At 34.8% G+C, this 12200-nt stretch carries 12 protein-coding genes; 2 read left to right on the forward strand and 10 right to left on the reverse strand.

Going from position 1 to position 12200, the window contains the following annotated elements; translation table 11 throughout:
* The first annotated feature begins 379 nt into the window (after nt 1-379).
* The gene (gene htpG / locus CDV25_RS09550; RefSeq protein WP_108911730.1) at nt 380-2263 is read left to right on the forward strand and encodes a molecular chaperone HtpG; all 1884 of its coding nucleotides are present in this window, start codon (nt 380-382) and stop codon (nt 2261-2263) included.
* On the opposite strand, the gene CDV25_RS09555 is transcribed toward htpG, so the two are convergent.
* The 10 genes from CDV25_RS09555 to CDV25_RS09595 all read right to left on the reverse strand — a co-directional run bounded on the left by CDV25_RS09555 (nt 2260) and on the right by CDV25_RS09595 (nt 11442).
* The gene (locus tag CDV25_RS09555) at nt 2260-3330 is read right to left on the reverse strand and encodes a glycosyltransferase family 9 protein (RefSeq protein WP_108911731.1); all 1071 of its coding nucleotides are present in this window, start codon (nt 3328-3330) and stop codon (nt 2260-2262) included. The two genes, htpG and CDV25_RS09555, sit on opposite strands and share 4 nt — an antisense overlap.
* The gene (locus tag CDV25_RS09560) at nt 3327-4085 is read right to left on the reverse strand and encodes a glycosyltransferase family 2 protein (RefSeq protein ID WP_108911732.1); all 759 of its coding nucleotides are present in this window, start codon (nt 4083-4085) and stop codon (nt 3327-3329) included. The genes CDV25_RS09555 and CDV25_RS09560 overlap by 4 nt, the downstream gene beginning before the upstream one ends.
* On the reverse strand, nt 4078-4989 hold the full coding sequence (locus CDV25_RS09565) for a lipid A biosynthesis lauroyl acyltransferase (protein WP_108911733.1): 912 nt from the start codon (nt 4987-4989) through the stop codon (nt 4078-4080). Before CDV25_RS09565 ends, CDV25_RS09560 begins: the two co-directional genes overlap by 8 nt.
* Nucleotides 4986-5420 (reverse strand): glycosyltransferase family 9 protein, encoded by a 435-nt coding sequence (locus tag CDV25_RS10815; RefSeq protein WP_269149113.1) that lies wholly within the window; start codon nt 5418-5420, stop codon nt 4986-4988. The genes CDV25_RS09565 and CDV25_RS10815 overlap by 4 nt, the downstream gene beginning before the upstream one ends.
* Before the next feature lie 20 nt (nt 5421-5440).
* The gene (locus CDV25_RS10820) at nt 5441-5989 is read right to left on the reverse strand and encodes a glycosyltransferase family 9 protein (RefSeq protein WP_269149114.1); all 549 of its coding nucleotides are present in this window, start codon (nt 5987-5989) and stop codon (nt 5441-5443) included.
* A complete protein-coding gene (locus CDV25_RS09575) occupies nt 5983-7440 on the reverse strand; it encodes a Ppx/GppA phosphatase family protein (protein WP_108911734.1) in 1458 nt (485 codons plus the stop codon). Before CDV25_RS09575 ends, CDV25_RS10820 begins: the two co-directional genes overlap by 7 nt.
* Nucleotides 7440-7691, reverse strand: coding sequence for a YfhL family 4Fe-4S dicluster ferredoxin (locus CDV25_RS09580; protein WP_108911735.1), 252 nt, complete (start codon nt 7689-7691; stop codon nt 7440-7442). The genes CDV25_RS09575 and CDV25_RS09580 overlap by 1 nt, the downstream gene beginning before the upstream one ends.
* Before the next feature lie 58 nt (nt 7692-7749).
* A complete protein-coding gene (locus tag CDV25_RS09585) occupies nt 7750-8352 on the reverse strand; it encodes a beta/alpha barrel domain-containing protein (RefSeq protein WP_108911736.1) in 603 nt (200 codons plus the stop codon).
* Nucleotides 8352-10388: a glycine--tRNA ligase subunit beta gene (glyS, locus tag CDV25_RS09590; RefSeq protein ID WP_108911737.1), complete on the reverse strand. Its 2037-nt coding sequence runs from the start codon at nt 10386-10388 to the stop codon at nt 8352-8354. Before glyS ends, CDV25_RS09585 begins: the two co-directional genes overlap by 1 nt.
* Nucleotides 10389-10512: 124 nt before the next feature.
* Nucleotides 10513-11442 (reverse strand): tRNA dihydrouridine synthase, encoded by a 930-nt coding sequence (locus CDV25_RS09595; RefSeq protein ID WP_108911877.1) that lies wholly within the window; start codon nt 11440-11442, stop codon nt 10513-10515.
* Between the two features lie 179 nt (nt 11443-11621).
* Here CDV25_RS09595 and CDV25_RS09600 point away from each other — a divergent pair, with 179 nt between their 5' ends.
* Entirely contained in the window at nt 11622-12200 is a 579-nt protein-coding gene (locus tag CDV25_RS09600; RefSeq protein ID WP_108911738.1) for a hypothetical protein, read from the forward strand.

The following is a 12200-nucleotide window of genomic DNA, read 5'->3' on the forward strand; positions in this document are numbered from 1 at the left end:
ATTGCCCCCCCCCCCCTAAATAATTCCTTTTATTTTGCCTTGAGAAAGCTTATAATAAACTAAAATTATGAAGAAGAGGATTGATGTAACTTAGGATTTATTTGAACTTTAAATTCAAAGTGTAAAGTTAAGACTTTTATGTGAAAAAATCTTTTATCCCATAAATAAATTATGACAATCACAATAGGCATAATAAATTTTACTAGAAAAGCACAATTGCAAAAAGTTTGCGGTTATTTGTATAACTTTAATAGGGGGTAACTCTTATATATTTATCAATATGTTATCAATAAAGTTTAGTTTATAACTATAAAGTTTGTTGATTTTTGAAACTTTCTTTGCTATAATGGCAAAAAATTTATAAATAAAGGAATGAATAATGGCAAAACATACTTTTCAAACAGAGGTTAATCAACTCTTAGATTTGATGATTCACTCTTTATATTCTAATAAGGAGATTTTTTTACGAGAGCTTGTTAGCAATGCCTCTGATGCGTTAGATAAACTGCAATACTTGACATTAACAGATGAAAAATTAAAGAATTTAAGCTTTACTCCAGAAATTCATATCACTTTTGATAACGATAAAAATACCTTAACCATTAGTGATAATGGAATAGGAATGAATGAAAAAGATTTGTTGGATAATCTAGGCACGATTGCAAAGAGTGGGACGAAAAATTTTCTCTCTAAACTTAGTGGCGATAAGAAAAAAGATTCCGCACTTATTGGACAATTTGGAGTAGGTTTTTATTCTGCGTTTATGGTGGCAAGTAAAATCATTGTAACGACTAAAAAAGCTGGAGAAAAACAGGCTTTTGCTTGGATTAGTGATGGAAGTGGGGAGTTTGAAATAGAAAAATGTGAGAAAGAAACCCAAGGGAGTGAGATTAAGCTTTATTTAAAAGAGGAAGAAAAGGAATTTACAAGCCGCTATCGCATTGAAGAGATTATTAAAAAATATTCAGACCATATCCCTTTTCCTATTTTCTTACATTTTGTAGAAACTAAAAGTGAGGGAGAGGGCGAGAATAAAAAGGAGATTATAGAGGAGAAAAGTGAGCAAATCAATAAAGCCTCCGCACTTTGGCGAGTAGCGAAAAAGGATTTAAAAGAGGAGGAATATAAGGAGTTTTATAAGAATCTTAGCTATGATTCTAATGATCCCCTTACTTGGATTCACACTAAAGTAGAGGGAAGTTTAGAATATACTACGCTTTTTTATATCCCCCAAAAAGCACCCTTTGATCTCTATAGGGTAGATTATAAATCCGGTGTTAAACTCTATGTAAAACGCGTCTTTATAACCGATGATGATAAAGAACTCTTGCCCTCTTATTTACGATTTGTTAAAGGTATTATTGATAGTGAGGATTTACCTTTAAATGTTAGTCGTGAGATTTTACAACAAAATAGAATCTTAGCCACGATTAAATCCGCTTCTACTAAGAAAATTATTAGCGAAATTGAAGATTTAGCTAAAGATGAGGAAAAATATAAGAATTTCTACCAAGAGTTTGGTAGATGTATTAAAGAGGGGGTTTATAGCGATTTTGAAAATAAAGAAAAGCTTTTAGAACTTTTGCGATTCCCTTCTAATAAAAGTGAGGGAAAAGAGATTTCTTTTAAAACCTATAAAGAGCGAATGAAAGAGGGGCAAAAAGCTATTTATTATTTGCAAGGTGAGGATTTAGAGTTATTAAAAAGCTCTCCTTTGTTAGAAACCTATGCGAAAAAAGATATAGAGGTTTTATTCTTTAGCGATGAGATTGATGGCATTGTTATGCCTATGGTTGGAGAGTTTGATAAGACGCCTTTGCGTTCTATTAATTCTAAGGAAGCCTTAGAGGATTTAGGAGAAAATACTATTGATGAAACCACAAAAGAGAAATTTAAAACTTTATTAGAATCTTTTAGCAAGATTTTAGGCGATGAAGTTAAAGAAGTGCGTTTAAGCACAAGATTGGTAGAAGCCCCCTCTTGTATCGTTGCTGACCCTGATGACCCTAATGCTGCGATGATGAAGATGATGAAACAAATGGGAGCTATGGGAGGTGGAGATATACCAGAGCCTAAACCTATTTTAGAGTTAAACCCTAATCATTCTATTTTAAGTAAATTGCTTTTAAGTAATGATGAAGCTAAAAATGCCGAGATTGCATTTTTGCTTTTAGAAGAGGCAAAATTACTTGATGGCAGTAAGCTTAAAGATGTGAATGCTTTTGTAAAGCGACTCAATGCCTTGTTAGAAAAAAGTATTTAAGGCTTTTCTCCTCTAAGGGGGAGCAAGAGAGGGTCTAAAAAGTCTTTTAATGTCCTAAGTGCTAATTCTTCATTAAGCTTTGTTAAGAGACAATCACTTTTTTTGCTACCCTCACAACCATCCCTCCCACAAGGCACACAGGGAAAACTCTCTTGATAGACTAGATGCTTACCCATTCTTTGAATCCCATTTTTTTGCGTATAAGTAGAAGTAAATAAATCATTATCCCAAGGACCCCAGTGTATTGCCCCACTAGGACCAAAAAAGGCAAAAGTTGGCGTATTATTTGCCGCACTTAGGTGCATAATAGCGGTATCAACTCCAACAAAAGCTAAAGCTTTTGAATTTAGCAAAGATACTTCTGCTAGGGAAAGATTGTTTAGAAATTTAGGCTTATTTTGGCTAAGGTTTAAAATACTTTGCAGTTTTTCTAATTCTTGTTGATTACTGCAAGTTAAAAGGCATTCTATTGCGTAAGTTTGGGTGATAAAATCTATGATTTTTGCGCAAAAATCATCACTTAGGGCTTTAAACATCCAGCGGCTAAAGAGGTGCAAATGGATAAAATTTGTTGGTATTGCAAAATTTAGCGATTCTTGAGCTTTTGCCGCTTGCACCTTTTTAGTAATAATAGGGATATTAAGAACTCTTAGGGCTTCTAAATTATTCTCTATAGTGTGTTGGTGCTTTTCTTTGAGATTATGTGTATAGATAGGTTTAGCCCAAAAAGTCTTTGGGGTAAATCCAATCCGCATTTTCGCACCACTAATAAAGCTCATAAAAGCACTTCTCTCACCACTTGTTAAGCTTAGTGCCATAGCATATTTTTCCTGCCTAATAGCCCTTAGAAGTTCAATTTCTCCTTTAAGTTTTTGAAGCTTTTTGTCTAGTCTTTTGAGTGTATAGATTTTGCGGATAAGTTGTGCGGGTAAAATCCCCTCTGTTCCCTCATTGACTAACACATCAATAGCGGTAGATTCCCCAAAATGGCTTTTAAGGTTTTCAAAAAGTGGAGTAATAAGCAAGGTATCCCCTATATTACGCAGTTTGATAATTAGAATTTTCATTTTTTCCCTTGATTAGCTTCATAGAGTTTAATATATTTCCAAAATGCACTTTGTGCGTTATAAGAGGCTATTACAAAACCTTCATAGCCCTCTAAGAATCCTTTTTGCAAAAAGTAGTTTTTAAAAAAGCACCAAAGGCAATGCAGGAGAGCTTTTAGCGGAGAGCTTTGCTTTTTGCCCGCAAAATCTTGTGCGTAGAGGGTTGTGTATTTTTGCATTTTAGCTAAAAATTCACTAGTGTTTTGGTAGGGGTAATGGGAGATATAGCCTTGCAGGGGAATAACCTTTAGGGGTTTAGGGCTTAGGGAGATGATTTTTTCATGCACAGCAGAATCATCAAAGTTTGCAGTGTGTTTATAATAGATTCCGCAAAATCTATCTGGATACCAACCACAGCTTTTAATATGCCGATGATTGAAGTAGTTTTTCACAGCATAGCTATAACACAAATCCTCTTTTAATTCTTTCTCTAAGAGTTCATCAATAAGCTCTTTTGAGGCAATCTCATCACTATCAATAGAGAGTATCCAATCATTTTTCGCTAACTTACTGCCTAGTCTTTTCATCGCACCAAATCCTATAAAATCGTGATGATAGATACTAACATTGCTAAAGTTTTTCGCAATTTCTAGGGTTTTATCCTCTGAACCATTATCTAAAATTACAATTTCATCGATTTTGCTAAGGGCTTGTAAAACTTCTTTTAAGAGCCTTTGGGAATTTTTTGTTAGGATAACTGCAGAGATTTTATTCATCGCTCCTCCTATAAATTTCTTCATATTGATTTTTGAACTTTTTATGGAACCAAAGCCATTCTTTAGGGTTTTCTCTTATGAATTGCTCTAATATATCACTTTGGATTTGTGTAAGATTATAAATATCTGCTTTGATGTCTTCGCTTTTTTGGTATTCAATGGGGGGTAGGATTTTGATAAGAATCTTTTTGTAATCTTTTGAATAAGAAGCGACTGAACATACAATTTTTGCACCAAATTTCCTTGCTAAGATTGAAGCAATGGGAGTGTGGCGAACTTTTTTGCCAAAGAAATTTACCAATTCCCCCTCATTCTCTGCGGTATTTTGATCGGTTACTATCCCTATAACCTTGTCTTTTTTTAAGGCTTGTATAAGATGCTTTGCCGCACCATTTTTATCAAAGATGGATATATTAAATTGGGATCGCACTTTTAGGAGGTATTCATTAATAAGTGGATAAGGAGTCATTCTAGCAATGGCGGTAATGGGGTGATTGAAATAACAGGTAAAAGCGGGGGTTGTGTATTCCCAATTCCCAAAATGTGCAGTTACTAATATAATGCTCTCTCCCTTGTGGAGCAAGTTATTAATAATTTCTGGCTTATCAATTTCAACCATCTTTAAAATATGCTTTTTATTGCATACTCCTAGCATAAAAAAACTTATTGTGTTATAGACTAGATTGAGGTAATTAGTTTCTAGAATTTCTTGTTTTTGCTCTTGACTTAGGCTATTGTTATAGGCAAAATCAAGATTTGCTAATAAATCAAATTTCCTTTTTTTATCAAGAAAGCAAAGCAAAGAAGCCATACATAAAGCAAGATTAAATCTTAAAAAATGGGGCATATAAAGAAAAAAAACGCCTAATAATTTTAAAAATCCAAAAAATAAAAATCTTTTCATTGACTAATCCCTAAAAGATTCTTCGCTTGATTAAAAATTTCTTGAGGGGGGATAAGGGTGATACTATAGTCTTTTTTATCATAATTAGGATGAGGATTCCCACTAAGGGAGAGGTTTTTATCAGTATTTAAGCCAAATCTTTGTGCGGGGGTTGCTCCAAAGAGTGTGATAGAGGGGCGATTAAAAGCCCAGCTTAAATGTGTGATACCTGTATCACCCCCTATAATTAAATCCATTTGGGGTAGGATGGCTTTGATTTGCCCTAAATTCAGATGAGATAAGGTTTGAAATTCTAAAGTTTTATTCGCGTTTTTAATTGCTTGTTTATGGCTAAGTAGGAGAGGCTTAATACCTACGATGTTAAAAAGCCTAACAAGCTCTAAAAACGAACTTTGAGGATAAGTTTTATTAGGTTTTGAAGTCTCTAGCACCAATAATACCTTTTTGCCCTCTATAAGCAGGGGGATAGATTAGAATTACTTGCAAGAAAAGTAGGGGGATGTAGTAGGGTTTGGAGTGTAGGGATTGTAAGGTTAAAAGCACTAAAGGCTAGGGTGGCATTGCGTAATAAGATATGTTTTTCATAAGGTATAGAGACTTTTTGTGTATAAAAAAAAGAGGCTAAAGGCTCTTTAATGCTTTGATAATCAAAACCAATGAAATGTTGTGTGGTTAAGCATTTCCCTATAAGAGCGGATTTGATTAAGCCTTGTAAATCAATGACATAATCATAAGATTCTTCTTTAAGGGATTGATAAATTTTTAAGAGATTCTTAGGTTTTCTCTCTTGCAGACTTTGTTTGATAGGCAGGGCGATAAGCTTGTGGATATAAGGGGATTGTTCTAAAATTTCATAAAAGATTGAATCAACATACCAATCAAAGATAGGTTGGTATTTCTCACTAAGTGCAGAAAAAAGAGAGGGCAAAATACTCGCACTATGGATAATATCCCCCATAGAGCTTAAACGAATAAATGCAATTTTTAGCGGTTTTAGCATAATTTTAAAGAGAGGGTAGGTGGGGTGAGGAGTTTTTTTAATTTTTCTTTTAAAATATAAGAGAGTTCTTGGTGCTCTATACACAAGCTCAAGTGATGATTCTCCTCCACCCAAGTAAAGCTAAAGTCTTTAGGATTAGGGTTTTTACTAAGTAGATTAGCTAAGGCAACAAACAAACAGAGATATTGTAAAATCTCTAAGGGTGGTAGTAATTGTTGATAAGGATAGTCATTAGGAAGTTTTTTGTTGTTATATTGGGTAAGGAATGCAATAAGCAATCTATCTTGATGCGTAAGCCCATAATTAAGTGCATTAAATAAAATGTAATTGCTATGCCTATGCTTTTCATAAAAATTTAGTGCCACCCCTACATTGCAAAGCTCTGTTGCGATAAGTAAATGCGTAGCAAAACTTTGGGGGATGAGATGAAAGCATTTTTGGGAGATGAAAAGCTTAGAGGCAAGGAATTTAGCGTATTTACAAAGCTGGGTATTGCGGATAAATCTATCTTTGATATTACGCACACTAGGATTAAAGTTTGGAGGAAAACTGGTTTTATTGTTTAATAAATCTTTTAAAAACACTCCCTCTCGCACACCAACCCCGCTTGTAACAACCTTTTTAGCCCTAAAATGCTCTAAGATAAGATGAAAGATTAAACTCCCGCTTTGTATAGAATCTAACCTATCCTCTTTAATACCTAATTTGTGTAATTCTTGGGTTTTGGTGTTATAGATTTGTTGGATAAAATCTTTATGCTCTAAAAAGTCGTATTCAAAAGCGTGCAGGGTTGAGAGGGGGTATTGGATTTGCTTTTGGATAGCTTTGCTAATAGCCCTTGCACTTCCACCGATACCAAAAACCCTTGAATGCTTAAACTGCTCGGGGAGTTTTTGTAAATGTTTTTGAATAAAATCATAAGCCCCTTTGTAATCGCCTTTGTCTAAAAAAAGCTCTTTTAAGCGAATAGTTCCTATATCTAGTGAGTAGGTATCAAGGATTTTATGCTTTTCAATCAACGCACACTCTGTGCTTCCACCGCCTATATCAAGAGTAATCCCGCTATCATAAGGCAGGAGATTAAGAGCGGCTAAAGCCCCTAAATACGATTCTCTATCCCCATCAATAACCTTGATATTTAAGCCAATTTCTCTAGCTTTTTGTAAAAGAATGCTTTTATTAGGGGCATCTCGCACCGCAGAAGTAGCTACGCAAAGAATCTTTCTTGCTTTATGCAGTTTTGCAATCCATAAAAAGCTTTTTAAAGCGTTAATGGCTCTTTGTATGGGTTCATCTTGTAAATACCCATTATGTTCATAAGAGTTTTCAGAGATTCTAACTTTGCTTTTAGATTCATAGAGTAGATGAAAGCCAAAATGGCTAGTCTTTTCAAAGATAGCCATTCTTGCAGAATTTGAACCAATGTCAATAACTGCTGTTATTTTTGCCATTAGTCCTCTTTGTGGATTTGAGAATGCTTAAACTTTAGTTCTTCAAGGGTTTCTATATTATCAGGATCTGTTACAATAGCATCAACAGGACAAACAGACAAACAAGCGGGTTCATCATAGAAGCTATAGCATTCTGTGCAAAGCTCTGGGTCTATGATGTAAAAGGGATCTCCTTCCTCAATAGCCTCATTAGGGCATTCCTCTCTACACGCATCACAAGCGATACATTCCTCATTTATCATAAGAGACATAATCACTCCTTATGTTGAAATAAGAGAAGCTTTTAACTAAAAAAATCTAAAAATAAGCTTAATCACTTAGGATAAAACTATCAATTCCTTTATGGCTAGAGGTGGCATAAGCTAAGATGATTTTATTATTAGGGATAAGCGGGATAAGGTCTATATCCTCTATCACAAGCATATTAGCCCCCGCAAAAATAGCCTTTGTTAAATCCTCTTTAGAGTGGATAAAAAAGATACTTTCTAATCCAAGCTTAAGGCTAAAATCACTTAAAGTTTTAAGGTCTCTTTGGGAGAGTATAGCCGCTCTTAAAGCAATGCAATCTGCACCATAAACAAGGGATTCTAAGATTTGGTAAGTATCAATAATGGGGGCATTAAAGATAAGGGGCAAATGGATATATCGGCGTATATAGGTAAGGTTTTCTAAGGAATCTAAGAGTAGGGCACTATGGTGTTGGGCTTTGCTTATAGCAATTTCTAAGAAATCCTTAGAATCTGGCAAATGGTAGAGGTTTTTGGGTGTGAAAGTTTGGGTTTTTCTTAAGCTCTCACTAATAGGGCGGGGTTGATAGGGGGTATAAGCTAGGCTTCTACCTAACCACTCCTGCGGATAATTGCGTTTTTTTTGCTCTATTTGCTTTTGTAGTGCTACTAAATCAAATTCCATTAAAAGCTAATCTCTTTAATATCTGCAATGTTTAAAAACGCTTTGTAAATTCTTGCAATAAGGTGCTTGCGGTTGTTTTTAAAGTTTTCATCAGGAGCATTAACAAGCACCTTATCAAAAAACCGATTTAAAAAGGGAGTAAGGTTTAAAAGCTCTTGAAGATAGTTGGCATAATCCCCTTGATACCCCCTTGCTTCTATTTGACAAAAGTTCTTATAAAGCGTTATTTCCTCACTAGCCACTAAGTATTCTTCTTTTATTTCTAACTTAGAATCTAAAGCGACTTCTTTGGTGATATTGCCAAGTCGTTTAAAGGTTTGGGTAAGCAGGACTTTATCTTGCGTATTAAGGGTTGAATTTAGGGCTTCTAGCTTCCGCTTAATCTCTACAATATCCCGCTCACCTGTGGCAAGAGTAGCCCTTAATAAAGAGGGATTAAAGGATAGGAGCGATTCTAGCCGCTCATACAAAAAAGCCTCTAAGGGATTAATGTCAAAGGGTTGATAAAGTTTGCTACAAGTTTGCAAAACTTCTTGAAGATTGACTGAAAGGTTAAAATGCAAGAGGATTTTAAGTATGCCATTAGCTGCTCTCCTTAGTGCAAAAGGATCTTTTGAGCCACTAGGGATTTTATGAATACTAAAAAGCCCTAAGAGATTATCAAGCTTATAAGCAAGGGCTACAATTGCACTATAAATATTACTAGGGAGGCTGCTCTCCTCGGCATTAGGTAAGTATTGCTCTTTGATGGCTAAAGCGATGTTTTCCCCATAGCCCAAAGATTTCGCATAATAATAACCCATACTTCCCTGCAATTCTGTAAATTCATAAACCATTTCACTCATTAAATCCGCTTTTGATAAACTAATAGCGGTATCTATAAGCTCTATATCTGCAGTATCTTTGAAGAGATTCTTAGGCAAGGAAGCAATGAGAATCTTTGCAATTTCCCGTTCTCTTTGTGTCTTATCCCACATAGAGCCTAAACCCTCTACAAAAGTTATATTTTTAAGCTCACTGCTCTTAAAGCCATTTTTTAAATCATTATGATAGAAAAATAAAGCATCCTCTAACCTAGCACTTAAGACTTTAAGATTCCCTTCAATAATTCTTGTAGAATCTTCACTTAAAGAGTTAGAAACCATAATAAAGCCATTATAAAGCTCGTTGTCCTTATGGGTTGGGAAATAACGTTGATGCACTTTCATAGAAGTGATGATACAAGGGGGTGGGAGTTCTAAGAAATGCTTAGAAAATTGCCCTAAAAGAGCGGTTGGGTATTCCGTGATACTTACTACTTCCTCTAAGAGTGCCTTATCAATCTCTACTTTGATCTGGTGCATTTGCTCAATTTGTGCAATTTCCTCTAAGATTTTAGAGCGTCTATTCTTAGGGTTTAAAAGGACTTTGCCATTCTCTAGTGTAGCAAGATATTCTTTGATATTCTTAACTTCTTGGGGTTGGTAGCTAAGGCTACGATGGATAAAGGTTGCATTGCTAGATTCTACACCATAGAGATTAAGAGGGATGAGGGTCTCATCTATAAGGGCTAAAATCCACGATATAGGGCGGATAAAGCCCTCCTTTAACATTCCCCAACGCATAGTTTTACCAAAATCTAGGGAATGCAAAAACTCTTGCGTAATGCATTGCAAAAGCTCTTTAGCCTCTTTGCTTGGGGCTTCCTTTTTGCAATACAAAATCTCCTTGCCCCCTTTAAGAGTGGTAGAAACTTCCTCTTGCGTAATTCCGCATTTTTTAAAGAAGCCTAAAGCCGCTTGCGTGGGTTTGTCCTCTTTATAAGCAATCTCTAAAGGGGGTCCAAAAAACTCTAAAATCTCTGCCTTTTGCATAAGCGGAAAAGTATAGGAGAGTAGGACTAATCGTCTAGGGGTATAAAAAAACTCAAAATCGCAATCTAAGCGATAATCCTTTAGGATTTTTGCAAATTTATTTTTAATATTAGGGAGTTCTCTTAAAAGAGGAATAGCCGGAAGTTCCTCTGTACCTATCTCTAAAAGAAGTGAAGTTGTCATAAATTTCCTTATACCTTAAAAAATGTTGAAATTCTAACAAAAATAAACCATAAAAAGCTTTAAAGCAACCTATTTTATCTATACCAAAGTCAAGGTTAGGCGTTGGTAGGTTGCCTTAATGCCCTTAGCTATTTTCAGATTCACTAAAGCTTGTGCGGTTAAAAAACTCTAAGATACACTCCCGCATTTCTTGAGGATTAGTTAGGGTATTGATGGTATTCCTAAACTCACCCGCTCCCTCTAAGCCTTTAGAATAGGCGTGGAGATTTTTGCGGAACATAATAGCCCCATAATCTCCCCTAAAGGCTATGCTCCTATCAAAATGTTCTAAAGCTACCCCTCTCCTTAAGGCAATACTCTCCTCTAACCCCTCTTTAATCTGTGTAAATATCCAAGGCTTCTGTATCGCTGCTCTCCCTATCATTAGCCCATCTGCACCTGTGAAATCTTTCACTTCTTTAGCGATCTCTGGAGAGCTTATCTCCCCATTAGCGATAAGGGGACATTTTAAAATCCCTTTCATCGTTTTTATCGCTTCATAATCGATTTTTTCTTTCCTATAGCCATCACTCCTAGTGCGTCCGTGAACAACCACATAATCAATAGGGCAATCATTGAGTGCATTAGCAATTTCAAGAGGGATTTTCTTATCAAATCCTAATCGCACTTTAACGCTTAAATGCGGTATTTTGCTAATTTTTTTTAAGAATCTTAGGATAAGCGTAAGTTTATTAAGATCTTTTAAAAGAGAGCTTCCACTCCCGTGGCTTGAAACCTTTGGGGCTGGGCAACCACAATTTAAATCAAGAATCTGTATAGAATCTAAAGTATTTAAAAACTCCACCGCCCTTTGAATAATCCCTAAATCATTCCCGGCAATCTGCAAGGCAAAGGGATTTTCTAGTGGAGATTTTTCTACCATTTTCATCGTTTTTTGATTCTTAAAAGCTAGAGCATAGACACTAATCATTTCACTAACGGTAATATCTGCCCCAAACTTTTTAACCACCTCCCTAAAGGGCAAATCGGTATATCCCGCAAGTGGTGCTAACATTAGGGTATTAGGAGATAAGATAGGATTTTGCAAAAACAACCTTTAAAATTTTTGTAATCTTATCAAAATAACTAGAACCTTTAGCCTTTTTAAAGTAAATTTTAGCTATAAATTCCTCTGCTACATACAAAAAGGAGGTTGCAATATTATGCAAAATATTCTATTAAATAACAACCTTAATGCCCTGCGGGGGGGGGGGGGCAATAATACTTCCTCCTATAAGAGTTACTCAAACTCTTGTATTTATAGGATTAGCTTCTAACTTTAACACCCATACAAAAGTTTCTAATTTACAGACTTCTTTAGATTCTAAAATTTATCCATCTAATATTCCATTCCTATATTCTAATAAGATGTATTCTACTTTAGAAACTAAAAAATCTAAGAGTGATCTTAAATCTAAACCTTTAGATTCTCAAAGTTTAATCTCTCAATTATTTAATCCTAAGTTTTTAGATTCTAATTCTAATCTTAAACCTCTATACTCTAGGATTAATGTTAAAATAGATTCTAATTGCTTAGAATCTAATGTTTATAAAGATAGTCTTAAGTTTTTAGATTCTAACCCCCTAATCCTTAATAGATTAATTTCTCAACTCCTTTCTTTAATAAGGCATAGAAATAATAAAATATATCCTTTAATAAAAAATAACAATATTATAAATATATGTTATAATATATTCAGTAATATTAAAGTAAATATTCTTAATAAAAGCAATAATGGTTTTATTGCTCAAAGACTAATACAAGGAGAGTAG

Origin of the sequence: Helicobacter apodemus (assembly GCF_003097575.1) — a bacterium.
GTDB classification, from domain to species: domain Bacteria; phylum Campylobacterota; class Campylobacteria; order Campylobacterales; family Helicobacteraceae; genus Helicobacter_D; species Helicobacter_D apodemus.

Bases quoted from the DNA above. Each gene is read 5' to 3' on its own strand.
- CDV25_RS09565 (WP_108911733.1), bottom strand. From the start codon at position 4,989: ATGAAAAGATTTTTATTTTTTGGATTTTTAAAATTATTAGGCGTTTTT.
- CDV25_RS09595 (WP_108911877.1), bottom strand. From the start codon at position 11,442: ATGTTAGCACCACTTGCGGGATATACCGATTTGCCCTTTAGGGAGGTG.
- htpG (WP_108911730.1), top strand. From the start codon at position 380: ATGGCAAAACATACTTTTCAAACAGAGGTTAATCAACTCTTAGATTTG.
- CDV25_RS09555 (WP_108911731.1), bottom strand. From the start codon at position 3,330: ATGAAAATTCTAATTATCAAACTGCGTAATATAGGGGATACCTTGCTT.
- CDV25_RS09600 (WP_108911738.1), top strand. From the start codon at position 11,622: ATGCCCTGCGGGGGGGGGGGGGCAATAATACTTCCTCCTATAAGAGTT.
- CDV25_RS10820 (WP_269149114.1), bottom strand. From the start codon at position 5,989: ATGCTAAAACCGCTAAAAATTGCATTTATTCGTTTAAGCTCTATGGGG.
- CDV25_RS09585 (WP_108911736.1), bottom strand. From the start codon at position 8,352: ATGGAATTTGATTTAGTAGCACTACAAAAGCAAATAGAGCAAAAAAAA.
- CDV25_RS09575 (WP_108911734.1), bottom strand. From the start codon at position 7,440: ATGGCAAAAATAACAGCAGTTATTGACATTGGTTCAAATTCTGCAAGA.
- CDV25_RS09580 (WP_108911735.1), bottom strand. From the start codon at position 7,691: ATGTCTCTTATGATAAATGAGGAATGTATCGCTTGTGATGCGTGTAGA.
- CDV25_RS09560 (WP_108911732.1), bottom strand. From the start codon at position 4,085: ATGAATAAAATCTCTGCAGTTATCCTAACAAAAAATTCCCAAAGGCTC.
- glyS (WP_108911737.1), bottom strand. From the start codon at position 10,388: ATGACAACTTCACTTCTTTTAGAGATAGGTACAGAGGAACTTCCGGCT.